Source organism: Sporosarcina obsidiansis (genome assembly GCF_009651005.1).
GTDB classification, from domain to species: domain Bacteria; phylum Bacillota; class Bacilli; order Bacillales_A; family Planococcaceae; genus Sporosarcina; species Sporosarcina obsidiansis.
Genome location: NZ_WHVW01000004.1, coordinates 59,625 through 75,999 on the forward strand (window position 1 = coordinate 59,625; position 16,375 = coordinate 75,999).

At 42.6% G+C, this 16,375-nt stretch carries 17 protein-coding genes; 16 read left to right on the forward strand and 1 reads right to left on the reverse strand.

Translation table 11 applies throughout. From position 1 onward, the window contains the following. Window positions 1-124 precede the first annotated feature (124 nt). The 9 genes from def to spoVM are packed head-to-tail and all read left to right on the forward strand — an operon-like array spanning window position 125 to window position 8,029. Window positions 125-613, forward strand: a complete 489-nt coding sequence (gene def / locus GD002_RS04940; RefSeq protein ID WP_153731236.1) for a peptide deformylase — start codon at window positions 125-127, stop codon at window positions 611-613. Further along, complete coding sequence (gene fmt / locus GD002_RS04945; RefSeq protein ID WP_153731237.1) at window positions 610-1,548, forward strand: methionyl-tRNA formyltransferase; 939 nt, start codon at window positions 610-612, stop codon at window positions 1,546-1,548. Before def ends, fmt begins: the two co-directional genes overlap by 4 nt. Continuing rightward, window positions 1,545-2,885 carry a 16S rRNA (cytosine(967)-C(5))-methyltransferase RsmB gene (rsmB, locus tag GD002_RS04950; RefSeq protein ID WP_153731238.1) on the forward strand — a complete coding sequence of 447 codons (1,341 nt, stop codon included), beginning with the start codon at window positions 1,545-1,547 and terminating at the stop codon, window positions 2,883-2,885. The genes fmt and rsmB overlap by 4 nt, the downstream gene beginning before the upstream one ends. A gap of 28 nt (window positions 2,886-2,913) precedes the next feature. Further along, a complete protein-coding gene (locus GD002_RS04955) occupies window positions 2,914-3,672 on the forward strand; it encodes a Stp1/IreP family PP2C-type Ser/Thr phosphatase (RefSeq protein WP_153731239.1) in 759 nt (252 codons plus the stop codon). Next, a complete protein-coding gene (gene pknB, locus GD002_RS04960; RefSeq protein WP_153731240.1) occupies window positions 3,669-5,639 on the forward strand; it encodes a Stk1 family PASTA domain-containing Ser/Thr kinase in 1,971 nt (656 codons plus the stop codon). The genes GD002_RS04955 and pknB overlap by 4 nt, the downstream gene beginning before the upstream one ends. 12 nt (window positions 5,640-5,651) lie before the next feature. Then, window positions 5,652-6,536 carry a ribosome small subunit-dependent GTPase A gene (rsgA, locus tag GD002_RS04965; RefSeq protein WP_153731241.1) on the forward strand — a complete coding sequence of 295 codons (885 nt, stop codon included), beginning with the start codon at window positions 5,652-5,654 and terminating at the stop codon, window positions 6,534-6,536. After that, window positions 6,536-7,204 carry a ribulose-phosphate 3-epimerase gene (rpe, locus tag GD002_RS04970; RefSeq protein WP_153731242.1) on the forward strand — a complete coding sequence of 223 codons (669 nt, stop codon included), beginning with the start codon at window positions 6,536-6,538 and terminating at the stop codon, window positions 7,202-7,204. Before rsgA ends, rpe begins: the two co-directional genes overlap by 1 nt. After that, window positions 7,201-7,854, forward strand: a complete 654-nt coding sequence (locus GD002_RS04975) for a thiamine diphosphokinase (RefSeq protein WP_153731243.1) — start codon at window positions 7,201-7,203, stop codon at window positions 7,852-7,854. Before rpe ends, GD002_RS04975 begins: the two co-directional genes overlap by 4 nt. A 13-nt stretch (window positions 7,855-7,867) precedes the next feature. Next, the gene (spoVM, locus tag GD002_RS04980) at window positions 7,868-8,029 is read left to right on the forward strand and encodes a stage V sporulation protein SpoVM (RefSeq protein ID WP_153731244.1); all 162 of its coding nucleotides are present in this window, start codon (window positions 7,868-7,870) and stop codon (window positions 8,027-8,029) included. A 281-nt stretch (window positions 8,030-8,310) separates the two neighbouring features. Here the strand turns inward: spoVM and rpmB are convergent, their stop codons facing one another. Continuing rightward, window positions 8,311-8,499, reverse strand: a complete 189-nt coding sequence (gene rpmB / locus GD002_RS04985) for a 50S ribosomal protein L28 (protein WP_153731245.1) — start codon at window positions 8,497-8,499, stop codon at window positions 8,311-8,313. Window positions 8,500-8,713: 214 nt separating this feature from the next. Here rpmB and GD002_RS04990 point away from each other — a divergent pair, with 214 nt between their 5' ends. From GD002_RS04990 to fabG, 7 genes are all read left to right on the forward strand, one after another. Further along, the gene (locus tag GD002_RS04990; RefSeq protein ID WP_153731246.1) at window positions 8,714-9,076 is read left to right on the forward strand and encodes an Asp23/Gls24 family envelope stress response protein; all 363 of its coding nucleotides are present in this window, start codon (window positions 8,714-8,716) and stop codon (window positions 9,074-9,076) included. An 18-nt stretch (window positions 9,077-9,094) separates the two neighbouring features. Further along, window positions 9,095-10,753 carry a DAK2 domain-containing protein gene (locus tag GD002_RS04995; RefSeq protein WP_153731247.1) on the forward strand — a complete coding sequence of 553 codons (1,659 nt, stop codon included), beginning with the start codon at window positions 9,095-9,097 and terminating at the stop codon, window positions 10,751-10,753. Between the two features lie 116 nt (window positions 10,754-10,869). After that, on the forward strand, window positions 10,870-12,909 hold the full coding sequence (gene recG / locus GD002_RS05000; protein ID WP_153731248.1) for an ATP-dependent DNA helicase RecG: 2,040 nt from the start codon (window positions 10,870-10,872) through the stop codon (window positions 12,907-12,909). A 110-nt stretch (window positions 12,910-13,019) separates the two neighbouring features. Then, the gene (gene fapR / locus GD002_RS05005) at window positions 13,020-13,592 is read left to right on the forward strand and encodes a transcription factor FapR (protein WP_153731249.1); all 573 of its coding nucleotides are present in this window, start codon (window positions 13,020-13,022) and stop codon (window positions 13,590-13,592) included. Between the two features lie 6 nt (window positions 13,593-13,598). Then, entirely contained in the window at window positions 13,599-14,591 is a 993-nt protein-coding gene (plsX, locus tag GD002_RS05010; RefSeq protein WP_153731250.1) for a phosphate acyltransferase PlsX, read from the forward strand. Beyond that, window positions 14,588-15,532 (forward strand): ACP S-malonyltransferase, encoded by a 945-nt coding sequence (fabD, locus tag GD002_RS05015; protein ID WP_153731251.1) that lies wholly within the window; start codon window positions 14,588-14,590, stop codon window positions 15,530-15,532. The genes plsX and fabD overlap by 4 nt, the downstream gene beginning before the upstream one ends. After that, window positions 15,532-16,278, forward strand: a complete 747-nt coding sequence (gene fabG, locus GD002_RS05020; protein ID WP_153731252.1) for a 3-oxoacyl-[acyl-carrier-protein] reductase — start codon at window positions 15,532-15,534, stop codon at window positions 16,276-16,278. Before fabD ends, fabG begins: the two co-directional genes overlap by 1 nt. Window positions 16,279-16,375: the final 97 nt, after the last annotated feature.

Genomic DNA, 16,375 nt, shown 5'->3' on the forward strand with positions numbered 1-16,375 from the left:
CGATAGGAGCACATCATTTCCTTTAATCCCGGAACACTCACTACGTATGTTTTCAAGCACATATTTTGGCGATGAGCCACACTTTTAAAGAACAATTTTTCAGTTTAAGAAATGAGGAATTATGTTGACGATATTAGAAATTGTAAAGCACCCATCACCTATCTTGACTACTCCCTGTGAAGAAGTTACGGTGTTTGATAAAAAGCTGGGGACGTTACTCGATGATATGCATGAAACGATGATGGAGAACGATGGGGTAGGTATCGCCGCTCCGCAAATTGGAAAGTCGATACGAGTAGCAATTGTGGATTTTGATGAAGAACAAGATGTAATTGAGATGATCAATCCTGTTGTGACTGCCACGGGAGGTTCAGAAGTGGATGTGGAAGGCTGTTTAAGTTTTCCCGGATTGTTCGGTGAAGTGGAACGGCCTTTCTTTGTACGTATAGAAGCACAAGAACGCGATGGTAAGTTGTATGAGTTAGAAGCGGAAGGTTATGAAGCGCGTGCTATTTTGCATGAAATCGATCATTTGAACGGAATTTTATTCGATAAGAAAATACAACGAATTGTAGATCCTTCTGAATTTGAAGAAGAGGAGGACGACGAATGACGAAAATTATTTTTATGGGCACGCCTCAATTCTCCGTACCTGTCTTGGCGATGTTACAAGAAGAAGGCTACGACATATTGGCAGTTGTAACACAACCCGATCGCCCAGTGGGCCGCAAGAAAGTGCTGACGCCGCCACCTGTAAAGGAGGAGGCATTGCGTCTTGGTTTGCCTGTTATTCAGCCGGAAAAGCTGAAAGGTTCTGCTGAACTCAAGGAAATTATTGATTTGGAACCAGACTTAATTATTACCGCGGCTTTTGGCCAATTGCTTCCCAAAGAATTATTGGATGCCCCAAAGCTTGGCTGTATTAATGTCCATGCTTCATTATTGCCGAAGTATCGTGGCGGTGCACCGATTCATCAAGCTGTGATGGATGGAGAAACTAAAACAGGTGTCACGATTATGTATATGGCGGAAAAATTGGATGCAGGTGACATCATTTCACAGGTCACAATACCAATCAAAGAAGATGATGATACAGGTAGCATGTTCACAAAGTTATCTAGTGCCGGAACGTCTTTACTAAAAGAGACATTGCCTGCCATTGTGGAAGGAACGAATGAACGTACTGTTCAAGATGAGTCACAAGTAACTTTTGCAAAGAATATTTCCAGAGAGCAAGAACGAATTGACTGGACGTGTTCTGCTCGTTCTATTTATAACCAGGTGAGAGGGCTGCATCCATGGCCCGTAGCCTATACAAAATTTGCAGGCGATCAAGTGAAAATTTGGTGGGGACGTATTGAAGATCCATCATCTAATGCAGTACCTGGTGAAATTGTTAAGCTAGAGAAAGACCGAATCACCGTCCAAACAGGTGACGGCACGTTTGCAATTACCGACCTGCAGCCTGCTGGGAAAAAACGAATGACTGCCAGCGTTTTCTTGAATGGAATCGGATCTAAATGGCAAGTGGGAGACCAGTTTGAATGACACATTATAAAAAGAAAATTTGGCGTGGAAATGTACGTGATGCTGCACTGTCTATTTTGATGGATATCGAAAACGAGCAAGCATTCAGTAATTTATTGTTGCATAAAACGATTGAGTTATACGATCTCCCTCAAAAGGATCGGGCGTTATTAACGGAATTGACTTATGGGACGTTGCAGCAGCAAATGACATTGGATTATTATCTGGCTCCTTTTATTCGTGGGAAATTGCAGCCGTGGGTTCGTCAATTATTGCGAATGTCCGTTTATCAAATCATCTATTTGTCCAAGATCCCCCCGCATGCTGTTGTGAATGAGGCAGTGAAAATCGCAAATAAGCGTGGGCATAAAGGTGTTTCGTCGATGGTGAATGGAATATTGCGTTCTATTTTACGTGAAGGTGTACCTTCTCTAGATGAAATTGGAGATCCAATTACCCGTTTGTCAATTGAAACAAGCCACCCTGAATGGCTGATTCGAAGATGGATAGAACAGTATGGCATGGAAGAAGCGACGGCTATTGCAGTGGTAAATAATCTTCCACCTATCACAACCGCGCGGATTAATTCAACGAAAACGAACAGAGGCGAAGTCATTGGCTTGCTTAAGAAGGAAGACGTACAGGCAACGCCAGGTAATATGACTGCCCAAAGCATTCAAGTTCAATCAGGTAATTTAGCCTCGACGGAAGCCTATAAACAAGGATTGCTGACTGTTCAAGATGAAAGCTCCATGTTACCAGCGTTAGCTTTAGAAGTAGAACCTGGGATGAAAGTTCTCGATATGTGTGCAGCACCCGGAGGTAAAACGACGCAGATTGCAGAGTGTTTGAAAGATGATGGAGAAGTTCAAGCACATGATCTTCACCCGCATAAGTTACGTTTAATCGAGCAAAATGCACAGCGACTTGGTTTAACTTCTATTCAGACAAATAGCGGAGACAGCAGAGAGTTACTGAAGACATATGAGCCGCAATCGTTTGACCGTGTTCTGGTGGATGCTCCTTGCAGCGGATTAGGCGTTATTCGGAGAAAACCAGAAATTAAATATAAAAAAACAATATCAGATATCGAGAATCTATCGGTCATTCAAAAGGATCTGTTGCGTGTCGCCAGCCAGTTAGTAAAAAAAGGCGGCCGTATAGTATATAGTACGTGTACAATTGATAAAACAGAAAATGAAGCGGTCATCGAATGGTTTTTACAAGAGAATCCAGACTTTGAATTGGCTCCTTTACAGTTGATTGATCAAACAAATGATAATAAATACTTACAAATATTACCTCATCAATACGAAAGTGACGGCTTCTTTGTAGCAGCTTTGCAAAGAAACAACTGACCTGATAGATAGGAACGGGGGTTGGCTTATGAAATATGAAATCCGCTCAGACACGGGTCGGAAACGAACAGTGAATGAAGATGAAGCGGCTGTGTTCGTTCATCCTGAAAACAATACGGTACTTGCTGTGATTGCGGACGGTATGGGAGGGCATAAAGGTGGCGACTTTGCGAGTGCCACTGCGGTACGGATAATTGGAGAACAATTCATGTCTGCAGGTGCTGACGTCGAGACAAAGCAGGACTGGTATGATTTACTATACGATACGATAGTTGATGTAAATCTGTTTTTATATACGACGGCTCAAGAAGATGAAAGTTTTAAAGGAATGGGGACGACGCTTGATATTGCGTTAATTCTACGTGATCAGTGTTTAGTTTTTCACGTGGGAGATAGTCGTATTTATCAAGTGACGGGGAAAGCAATTCAGCAAATTACAAAGGATCATTCATTTGTCAATGTACTCATTGAAAGTGGCGAAATTACCGAACAGGAAGCAGAAGTTCATCCGCAGAGAAATTGGATTATGAAAGCAGTAGGATCCGAAAAATCGATTGTGCCTGATCTTTATACGATCCCATTGCCATCTCAATCATACTTGTTGCTTTGTACAGATGGATTGAGTAATAAACTGGAAAAAGAAATGATGTTGGACATTATTCTGCAGCCGATTTCGTTAGCAGAGAAAGTGGATACTTTTGTGAACATGGCGAATGAACGTGGTGGCGAAGATAATATTACCGTGATCTTGCTAGAGATCCCTGAAATCGAGGTGATTCCTACATGATCGGTAAACGGATTGGGAAACGCTATGAGATTATCCGTGTGATCGGTGATGGGGGGATGTCACGAGTTTATTTAGCTCATGATATGATTCTCGATCGGGATGTGGCAATTAAAGTATTACACTATGACTTTGCCAATGAAGATGAATTAAAAAGACGTTTTCAACGTGAAGCACTTTCAGCTACAAGTTTAACTCACCCTCATATTGTTAACATATTTGATGTAGGCCAAGAAGACGAACTCCATTATTTAGTGATGGAATACATACCTGGCCGCACATTAAAAGAATATATTCACACGCATGGGGCATTACCTGCAGAACATGCAGTGTCTATTATGCAACAATTAGTTTCTGCAATTTCTCATGCACATCATAATGGGATCATCCATCGCGATATTAAACCACAAAATGTTCTAATGAATGGTGAAGATGATGTAAAAATTACCGACTTTGGAATCGCGATGGCACTCAATTCCACTGCTCATACGAAAACAAATTCAGTGATTGGAACGGTTCATTATTTGTCTCCTGAGCAAGCAAGGGGGGGGATGGCAACAAAGCGTTCAGATATTTATTCACTTGGCATCGTTTTTTATGAATTATTAACTGGGAAACTCCCTTTTTCTGCGGAAACTGCTGTAGCGATTGCGTTAAAACATTTGCAGGAAGAAACACCTTCAGTAAGGGCGCAACTGCCTGAAATTCCTCAAAGTGTAGAGAATGTCATCCTGAAAGCGACAGCAAAAGATGCCAATTACCGATATGCATCTGCTGATGAAATGTATGAAGATCTTTTGACCGTTTTTTCATCAGAGCGTGCACAAGAACAGAAATTCACCTTGCCTTTTGATGACGATCGAACGGTAGCGATTCCAATTGTCAAAGATGTTCCGAAATTCGATCATTTAGAAAATACTGTGAAACACGAATCGCCTATAGTTGAACCAGTTCCTCCGGTTGAAAAGAAAAAGGAAAAGAAAAAGAAAAAGTGGCCGCTTATTGTAGGGATCAGCTTTCTTGTCATTGCCTTACTTGCCGTGATGTTCACGATGTGGTTGAAACCAAAAGAAATTAGCGTACCTGATGTAGTAGGTGAGGAAGAATTATCTGCTACTGAGATTCTTGAAAAAGAAGGTTTTGTCATTGATGAACGTTTTGAAGAAACTTCTGATGAGTTTACCGCAGGACAGGTAATTAAGACAGTTCCAGAAGCTGGGAAAAAGCGTAAAGAAGGAGACGGCATTAAACTGTTTGTCAGTACAGGCAAAGATCTAATGAAATTGCTAGACTATACAGGCCGTAATTATGAAGCGACTGCGCAATTTTTGGATAGCTATGGATTTAAGTCAATCGAACCTGTAGAAGAGTATTCAGACGAGCCAAAAGGAACAATCATTGGACAGCAACCTGAAGCTGATGAAGAAGTTGTACCTGAAGAAACTGATCTGGTCTTTACCGTTAGTAAAGGAAAAGAGTTGCAGTCTTTACAAGATTTGAGCGGCATGACGCAACCACAGTTAGAAAGTTATGCAAAAAGTTCAGGATTGTATATTCACATTGTCAGTGAAGAACACTCTGAAAAAGTCGAAAAAGGACGTGTGATTTCCCAAAAGCCGTCTAAAGGTACGAAGATGGATAAAGGGGAACGTGTAGATGTCGTATTATCAAAAGGAGCTCCTTCCAAGCCAGTCAAGCTGGTAGTGAAGACCGTTACCATCCCCTACGAATATCGTGAAGAAGAAAATGAGTGGGGAGAAGTAATTGAACCACAACCCCAGAAAATTCAAATTTATATACAAGATCGAAAGCATTCTATGAATGATCCTGTCGAAGAGTTTGAAATTACGGAAGATACGCCACGTAAAATCACGATCGAACTAGAGGAAGGACAAAGGGGCGGCTATAAAATTCTACGAGATCAAACGGTTATAGAAGAAGATAAATTTAACTATAAAGAATTGAATTAGAGGAGGAGTTCGATGGCGGAAGGCCAAATCCGGAAAGCGATTAGTGGCTTCTATTATGTGGAGCATGATGGAGAATTGATTCAATGTAAAAGTCGAGGAATATTTCGTTTAAAGGGGATCAACCCACTCGTAGGTGATCTTGTCACGTATGTACCCGATGGTGAGAATGATGCTACCATCACAGATGTTCATCCTCGAAAAAGTGAGCTCGTCAGACCGCCAATAGCGAATGTAGATCAGGTTCTTCTAGTATTTTCTGTGGTTGAACCAGATATGAGCCTTCGTTTGCTAGATCGTTTTCTCACAGTTATTGAATCGCATCAGTTGGAACCGATCATTTACGTATCCAAAGAAGATTTAGCAGACAAGCAGACAGTAGAAAATAATGAAGCGAATTTGGCCTACTATCAAAATATTGGCTATACAGTGTTACGAAATAGTAGTCCTGAAGAGTCTTTATTAGAAGTCTTGCGTCCATATATAAGCGAAAAAACAACGGTACTTGCAGGACAGTCCGGTGTTGGGAAATCGACTTTATTGAATACGATTCTTCCAGAGTTGGACTTGAAAACTGGTGAAATTTCAGATGCACTGGGGCGAGGAAAGCATACGACTCGCCATGTAGAACTGATCGAAATTGCAAAGGGATTGGTAGCGGATACGCCTGGCTTTAGTTCATTGGATTTCGAACATATTGACCGGGAAGAATTACGAGATTATTTTGTAGAGATTAGAGAAGCAGGTGCTGGATGCAAGTTCAGAGGCTGCCTTCATGTAAAAGAACCTGGCTGCGCCGTCAAGGCACAAGTGGAAGAGGGCACGATCTCTGAGGGGCGTTACAAGAATTACTTGCTGTTCTTACAAGAAATTACGGATCGAAAGCCGAGGTATTCATAATGATAAAAATTGCGCCATCTATTTTAGCAGCTGACTTTTCCAAGCTAGGAGAAGAAGTAAAGGAAGTCGAACAAGCAGGAGCCGACCTGATTCATATTGATGTAATGGACGGACATTTTGTACCGAATATTACAATGGGTCCGATTGTAGTGGAAGCGTTGCGCCCTCTAACCACTTTACCGCTAGACGTTCATTTAATGATTGAGAATCCCGATGCATACATCGAAAGCTTCGCTAAAGCAGGTGCGGACTATATTACGGTGCATGTGGAAGCGTGCCGCCACTTACACAGAACGTTACAATTGATTAAATCAACAGGAGCTAAGCCGGGAGTGGTGCTGAACCCTCATACACCTGTTGAGCAAATTGTACATGTTTTGGAAGATGTGGACATGGTCTTGTTCATGACGGTCAATCCAGGGTTCGGTGGACAGTCGTTCATTGAAACTGTCATTCCCAAAGTCAAGCAATTGTCAGACATGATTGCAGAGCGCGGTCTGTCGATTGAGATTGAAATTGATGGGGGTATCAATGAAAAGACGATTAAGCCATGTGTGGAAGCAGGAGCTACGATTTTCGTTGCAGGTTCTGCTATTTACAATCAAGAAAACCGAGCGCAGGCACTGCAAGCTATTAAATCAGCAGGTGAAAGTGTGATGAGAAAATGAAATACGCCATCATTTGTGCAGCAGGTCCCATTGAAGAAGTTGTAGACTTGGAAGAATACAATCAAGAGGATACCGTGTACATCGGAGTCGACAGGGGTGCACTTTATTTATTAGAAAAAGGAATTCAACCCCAGGAGGCTGTTGGTGATTTTGATTCAGTTTCTCCAGATGAATTTGGAAAAATTGCTTCATCTGTGGAAGTGGTACATCGCGTAAATGAAAAAAAAGATGAAACCGATACAGAATTGGCTGTGCAGCGTGCGTTGACCTATGAGCCGGATTATATTGTGCTGACAGGTGTGACAGGCGGACGATTGGATCATTTACAATCTGCTCTGCATTTATTGTATACGGTCCAATCTGCCCATCGTGGAGTGAAATTTAAAATTCACAATACGACCAATGATATTCGTGTGATGCTACCTGGTGTAAGACGTGTAAAGAAAGATACGCGTTATCCTTATACTTCTTTTTTCTCATTTGGCCCTGTCGTAACAGGGTTGACATTGACCGGTTTTAAATATGAAACGGTTAACGAGAGACTAGAAATTGGTATGACGCGATTCACAAGTAATGAAACGGTTGCAGATGTTTGTACTATCTCTTTCCGAGACGGCATATGCTTAATGGTAAGGAGTTCAGATTCCTGAAAGGAGTGGGGATTTGCGAGTATATACATTTACGTTGCCGAAATTTGTCAGCAATATCGTTAGAAAGTGCGCAGTCGCGTTCCAGAAGGACGGCCGTGCAAAATCAACAGTCGCTGCCAATAGCAAAGTTAGCAAGTCGAAGAAACGTAAGAAAGAAAAAACACAAGGTGCCTAATGTAGGCGCCTTGTGTTTTTTTGAAGAAAGGCAAAAAGCGCCTTTATGGTAAGTCTTCGACGTACAGGATGTACTAGTGCCGACGTTGCCGCAGGACGCGGCGATCTTAGTCGACCAACGTCTTTCGAGGCTACCCGGCGCTTTTAGCATTTGATTACATCCAGCTTCAGACGGCAGCCGCTCGGGACACTTCAGGCCAGAAGAGTAAGGCAAAAACCCGCCTTACTTTTCTGGCCCTCCAGTGCCTGTCGCGGCTAGACGCCGTCTTCAGCATTTGATTATTATACTCGTTCTACTTTGCCTGATTTCAAAGCTCTTGCAGATACCCAAACACGTTTAGGTTTTCCATCTACTAAGATTCTAACTTTTTGAAGGTTTGCGCCCCAAGTGCGTTTGCTTGAATTCATAGCGTGTGAACGAGAGTTTCCAGAACGAGCTTTACGTCCAGTGATAACACATTGTTTAGCCATTTTAGTACCTCCTCGTGAATTATTTAGCGATTCACGTTACAATTCGCATACCATAGTACTTTATCATAAGCGCTTGTTTGATGCAACAATTTTTTAGGTTACCTTCAAGCTTTTTTCCTTTACACTATATTTCAGCGACAACAATACTTTCTTTCTTGATGATTTTCCGTATAATGTAGGTATGAAGTGTGATTAGAGTTGGGAGGAGAAGGGAATGTCAATCGAACTGAAAAATGAACATGGAACCATTGATATAACGAATGACGTAATTGCCCAAGTGGTCGGAGAGGCGGCTATCGAGTGTTACGGAATTGTAGGAATGGCTTCACAACATCAAATTCGTGACGGACTTACAGAAATTCTCCGAAAAGAAAACTTTGCTCGCGGGGTAGTTGTACGTAACGAAGGAGATGCATTCCATATCGATATGTATGTCATTGTGAGCTATGGTACGAAAATTACTGAGGTGGCCTATCAAGTACAATCAAAAGTACAATATACAGTGAAGAAAACGTTAGGTCTCGCAGTAAGTTCGGTAAATATTTTTGTTCAGGGAGTTCGGGTTACGAACGTGTAGAAGGAGGCCTTTTAGTTAATGAGTTCAATTAATGGATTACAATTTGCGAAGATGGTGGAAATGGGTGCACATCACCTTCACCAAAATGCGGATTATGTGGATTCTTTAAATGTGTTCCCTGTGCCAGACGGCGATACGGGAACGAATATGAATTTATCCATGACTTCCGGTGCGCGTGAAACGGAACGGAATGCGCAGGAACATATCGGTTTGACCGCGCAAGCTTTTTCTAAAGGTTTGTTGATGGGTGCCCGAGGTAACTCAGGCGTGATTCTGTCACAGTTATTTAGAGGGTTTAGCAAGCAAATTGAGAATGAAGAGCAGGTCAATGTACAGCAATTTGCAGAAGCTCTGCAATACGGTGTTGAAACTGCCTATAAAGCAGTCATGAAGCCAGTAGAAGGAACGATTTTAACTGTAGCAAAAGATGCAGCCAATGCAGCGGTTTCACATCAGGAAACTGTAACGGATCTAGCCGCATTACTGGAGCTCATTGTGGAAGAAGCAAAAGCATCATTAAAAAGAACGCCTGAATTATTGCCTGTATTAAAAGAAGTAGGGGTTGTGGACAGTGGAGGACAAGGCCTAGTATATGTCTATGAAGGCTTTTTAGCTTGCTTGAAGGGTGAAGATTTACCTGAAAAGACGGTTGTGCATAATATGGATGATCTTGTGAAGACCGAACATCATCGAAGTGTGCAAAGCTTTATGAATACAGAAGACATCGTTTTTGGATATTGTACAGAATTTATGGTGAAATTGGATTCTGCCAAACTTCTTGAGCAGCCTTTCGATGAAGAAACGTTCCGTCAAGACTTGAGTGAGCTGGGTGATTCATTGCTTGTCATTTCTGACGATGAAGTAGTAAAAGTACATATTCACACAGAAGAACCAGGAAACGCGTTATCATATGGGCAAAAATATGGGGCGTTAACTAGGATGAAAATAGAGAATATGCGCGAACAGCACAGTGAAATCATGGACCGTGATAGCATTCCATCGGCCACACCTAAACAGCAGCATAAGTATGCCATTGTTACGGTCTCGATGGGTACAGGAATCGCTGAACTATTAAAGAGCATCGGTGCTTCTGCTGTGATCGAAGGCGGCCAGACGATGAATCCATCTACAGAAGATATCGTCAAGGCAATACAAGAAATTGGAGCAGAAAAAGTACTGATTTTGCCCAATAATAAAAATATCATCATGGCGGCTGAACAGGCTGCAGAGGTATTGGAAATTGAAGCGGAAGTAGTACCGACTCGATCTGTGCCAGAAGGGTTAGCAGCTATCTTAGCTTTCAACCCGGAAGCGACAGTTAAGAAAAATGCGCAGGCTATGCAGGAAGCTGCCTCTTCTATTAAGACGGGTCAAGTCACATATGCAGTGCGTGATACGACCATAGATGGCATTTCGATTAAGAAAGATGATTTTATGGGTATTGCCCAAGGGAAAATCACTAGCTCAGACCCTTCATTGGATGGCGTAACGAAGCGCTTGTTAGCCTCTATGATCGATGAGGACGATGAAATTGTCACGGTCATTTATGGGGAAGAGGTATCTTCAGATGAAGCAGAAAAGATTGGTGCTTATATTGAAGACCAATTCGATTATGTAGATGTAGAATTATACGCTGGGAAACAGCCACTTTATCCATATATACTTTCAGTAGAATAATCCGTACGTTGTCCTTTTTTACAGGGGCAACGTTTTTATTTTCCAACTTTTTCGTGGTAAACTACAAAGAAGAACATCTGTTTTTGAATTATATAGAAAGGAGGTGGGTGACTCTTATGAAGAGTTTGCTGAAAAATAGCGTCGGAACAGTGAAAGGGATCGGGAAGACCACTATGGAACAGTTTCAAAAGCTGGGCATTGAAACAATTGAAGATCTTTTATACACATTTCCTTACAGACATGAAGATTTTAGAATGTCAGATTTGATGGAAACTCCACATAATGAGCGCGTCACCGTCGAAGGACGTATCGAATCGGAAGCTACCGTTTTTTATTCTGGGAAAAATCGATCCCGCCTTCAACTTCGTTTATTAGTAGGGCATCATTTAGTGAAGGCCATTTTTTTTAATCAACATTATTTGAAGGATCGGCTATCGATCGGTATGAAAATTAGTGTGTCAGGCACTTGGGATAGAGGGCGCCAAACGATCACCGTGAATCGCTTGCATACGGGAGAACAGATCGATTTTGAACCGGTCTATAGCTTGAAAGGGGTAATGCACCAAAAAACGTTTAGACGATATATGCGTAATGTGCTGGACGTCGCCGCTGAATCTGTTGTGGAGACGCTACCTGCTAATCTTGTCGAAGAATATCGTCTGCCGACAGTAGGAGAAGCATTAGAAAAGATTCATTTTCCAATGAAGCCAGAAGACGTTAAACAGGCGCGTAGAAGATTCGTCTATGAGGAATTGCTACTCTTTCAGTTAAAGATTCAAGGAATGAAAAAAGTACGGAAAGAACAGGAGCGAGGGCTCGTCATCCAGTATGATTTGGAACTTTTGAAGAAGTTTATTGATTCCTTACCATTTGAATTGACCAATGCTCAGAAAAGAGTAGTCAATGAGCTATGTGCGGAATTAAAAGCACCTCTTCGAATGAATCGTTTGTTGCAAGGTGATGTGGGCTCCGGAAAGACGGCTGTCGCTGCGATTGCTTTATATGCAGCAATTACGGCTGGTTTTCAAGGAGCTCTCATGGCGCCTACAGAAATTTTGGCGGAGCAGCATGCTGAAGTACTGGCAGATTGGTTTGAACCATTTGGCGTCACAGTTGCATTTTTGGCCGGTTCTACAAAAGCGAAAGCACGAAAAGAATTACTTGAGAAATTGGAATCAGGCGATATCGACTTGCTGATCGGAACACATGCACTCATTCAGCCTGAAGTTCAATTTCATCGGCTGGGATTTGTCGTAACGGATGAGCAGCACCGTTTTGGTGTGGAACAACGGCGAGTGTTGCGGGATAAAGGGGTCAGTCCAGATGTTCTCTTTATGACAGCAACGCCGATTCCTCGAACACTGGCTATCACGGTTTTTGGCGAGATGGATGTGTCCGTACTTGATGAACTACCTGCAGGGCGAAAAGAAATTGAAACTCATTGGTTGAAAGAGGAATCGTTACCACCTGTACTTCAAAAAATGGAAAAGGAATTGCAATCGGGGCGGCAAGCGTATGTTATTTGTCCTCTTATAGAGGAGTCGGATAAATTGGATGTGCAAAATGCAGTCGAAGTACACGCGGAGTTAAGCACCTATTTTGCTGGCCGTTACGCGGTAGGATTAATGCACGGTCGTTTACCATCTGTTGAAAAAGAGCAAGTGATGCGGGCGTTCAGTGAGGGAGAATTAGATATTTTAGTTTCCACAACAGTTGTAGAGGTAGGTGTGAATGTCCCGAATGCTACGTTTATGCTCATCTATGATGCGACGAGGTTTGGATTGGCGCAATTGCATCAATTAAGAGGGCGAGTGGGGCGAGGTTCTGATCAGTCCTATTGTGTATTGCTAGCAAACCCGACATCTGAGGAAGGCAAAATGCGGATGCAGTCCATGACCGAAACCAATGATGGCTTTATTCTGGCTGAAAAGGATTTGGAGCTTCGAGGAGCTGGAGATATTTTCGGGAAACGGCAAAGTGGGATGCCTGAATTCAAAGTAGCTGACTTGGTGCATGATTTTAGAGCACTAACAACTGCGCGACAAGATGCAGAACGTTTATTGAATTTGCCACAGTTTTGGCATGATGAAGAGTACGCGGTACTGCGGAAACAACTTGAAGAGTCTGGTGCATTAACGGAAAAGAGGATAGATTAAAAGAAAGTCCGTATTGGTTTAATGAGAATTCGGTTCTCCTCTTGCAATCTGTTTTCTCTCTTTATATACTAAGTGTTAATACCAAGTGCTAATCTGAAGGGGTGGAACAATTGAGAGTTCCGAAGAAGGAGAGGCAGCAATTACTAAATCGCTTGCTAGAAGTAGATCCTTTTTTAACGGATGAAGATATTGCCCGGCATTTTTCGGTGAGTGTTCAAACCGTTCGACTAGATCGTCTTGAATGTGGCATTCCCGAATTAAGAGAGCGTCTGAAGTCCGTTGCCTCGCAGCACATGCAGGAAACGGTGAAATCCTTGCAGACGGAAGAGATATTCGGAGAAATTATCGACATCGAACTGGACAATAAAGCGCTCTCCATCTTTGATGTGACGGAAGATCATGTGTTTAAGCGCAACGGAATTGCTAGAGGACATCATTTATTCGCACAGGCGAATTCTCTTGCCGTTGCGGTTCTGGATGATGATTTGGCTTTGACTGTTCGAACTTCTCTTCATTTTTCAAAGCCGGTGAAGGCGGGAGATCGAGTGATCGCTAGGGCAATTGTACGGCAGGAAACTTTAAAAAATAAAAGTACGGTAGTGGATGTCATTTCTACAGTGGAAAATGAACCTGTTTTTTCTGGAGAGTTTTTGATGTACCGTACCACACGGAAAGGCGGATAAATGCACATGATTATCGCAGTTGACGCAATGGGTGGCGATCATGCTCCAGGAGAAATTATAAAAGGAGTATTGCAAAGCTTACGTGCATTTGATGATATTACGATACATATATTCGGTGATGAGAAGAAGATGGCACCATTCCTAGAAACTCATCCACGCTTACAAGTGTTTCATTGTTCTGAAGTCATTGAGCCTGATGATGAGCCTGTTCGCGCTATCCGGAAAAAGAAGGATGCTTCGATGGTTCGCATGGCGCAGGCGGTGAAAGATGGAGAGGCACAAGCTTGTGTGTCTGCTGGAAACACAGGAGCTCTTATGTCTGCAGGATTATTTATCGTTGGTCGTTTGGAAGGAATTCAAAGACCAGCATTGGCCCCCACTCTACCTACCATTGACGGAAGCGGTTTTGTATTGCTAGATGTGGGAGCGAATTCGGATAGCAAACCTGTACAGTTAGCTCAGTTTGCGGTCATGGGGAGTGTTTATGCCGAAAAAGTACGAGGCATTAAGAAGCCGCGTGTCGGGTTATTGAATATAGGAACTGAACCAGGTAAAGGGAATGAACTGACAAAGCAAGCGTTTGAAGAACTACAAGCGGCGCCGGTTCATTTCATTGGTAATGTCGAATCACGTGAATTGCTGAATGGAGTAGCTGATGTAGTCGTGACGGATGGCTTTACAGGAAATATGGTGTTGAAGACGATAGAAGGTACTGCACTTAACGTGTTTTCCATGATCAAGGACGTATTCATGTCCTCTTTGAAAACGAAGCTTGCTGCTAGTTTGGTAAAGGATGATTTAAAAGGCTTGAAGCAAAAAATGGACTATTCCGAGTATGGTGGAGCAGGTTTATTCGGATTGAATCATCCAGTCATCAAAGCACACGGCTCTTCGAATGCTAATGCTTTTTTCAATGCAGTTCGCCAAGCACGAACCATGGTACAATATCAAGTGTGTGAAACGATCCGAGAAACAATTGGAGAGGAAGAGGAATCTTGAGCAAACTGGCATTTGTTTTCCCCGGACAAGGCTCTCAAGCCGTTGGGATGGGTAAGGAATTTGTAGATACGGATGAAGGATGTAAAAAGTTCATGCAACAGGCTGATGAGGCGCTTGGTTTTCAGTTGAGTAAATTGATACTGGAAGGGCCTCAAGACGAGCTGACATTGACATATAATGCACAGCCCGCACTACTGACAGTTGGAGCAATGATCGCTGCTAAGTTAGAACAGGCCGGCATTACACCGGACTATACAGCTGGCCACAGTCTTGGTGAATATACGGCACTGGTTGAGTCGGGTGTTATTTCGTTTGAAGATGCAGTTGTTGCAGTTCATAAACGTGGGGTTTTCATGAATGAGGCAGTACCTGCAGGAAAAGGGACAATGGCTGCTATATTGGGTATGGACCGGGATGTTTTGGAATCGATTACTCGTAATATTACAGAATCAGGGGATCCGGTTCAGCCGGCTAACCTTAATTGTCCTGGCCAAATTGTCATATCAGGTGCAAAAGCAGGTGTGGATAAAGCATGTACAGCGTTAAAGGAAGCAGGAGCAAAACGTGCGATTCCTTTAGACGTCAGCGGACCATTTCATTCTGTCTTAATGCAACCAGCTGCTGAAGAATTACAAAAGACATTGGCAGGAATTGAGATGAAAGATGCAGAAATTCCGGTTATTGCTAATGTGACAGCCGATCTCGTGACAGGTCAACAAGATATTAGAAACTTATTAGTCGAACAATTATACTCACCTGTTCGCTGGGAAGAATCTGTGGAAAAACTTTTGGAGCTTGGCGTTACCCGTTTCATAGAATGCGGCCCTGGAAAAGTACTGAGTGGATTGATCCGTAAAATTGATCGGAAAGCGCACGTGTATCCGGTATATGACGAGGAGTCATTGCAAAAAGTACTTGAGGAAGCGAAAGGGTGGTCGTAATGGGAAGATTTGATGGGAAAACGGCAGTTGTTACAGGTGCTTCTAGAGGAATCGGACGTACCGTTGCATTACGTCTAGCTTCTGAAGGTGCCAAAGTGGTAGTCAATTATAGTGGTAGTCAAGAGAAGGCAGAAGCTGTTGTAGAAGAGATTCGTTCAGCTGGAGGAGAAGCATTCACATTTCAAGCGAATGTCTCTGATGCCGAACAAGTAAAAGAAATGATGGATGAAACATTACAACAATTCGGCACGATCGACTTCCTCGTCAATAACGCAGGAATTACTCGTGATAATTTATTGATGCGCATGAAGGAAAGCGAATGGGATGATGTACTATCTATCAATTTGAAGGGTGTCTTTCTTTGTACGAAAGCAGTCACTCGTCAAATGATGCGTCAGCGTTCAGGAAAAATCGTCAATTTGGCATCGGTTGTGGGGATTGCTGGAAATGCGGGACAAGCAAACTATGTTGCCGCAAAAGCAGGGGTCATTGGCTTGACAAAAACGTCTGCGAAAGAATTGGCAGCCCGAAATATTTTAGTGAACGCGGTAGCGCCTGGTTTTATCACAACGGATATGACAGACGAACTGGGTGACGAAATGAAAGAACAGTTGCTTTCTACCATTCCTTTGGGGAAATTGGGAAATGCTGATGATGTGGCAAATACCGTAGCATTCCTTTTATCTGAAGAAGCAAATTATATTACAGGCCAAACCATCAATGTTGACGGTGGTATGGTGATGTAACCGATAAAATAGAACCACTTTCGGTATAAGCACCAATCTATGGTTGCACATTGAGGAGAGAAACCTCTATAATTCAATAGAAGCGAATGGGCCAGCA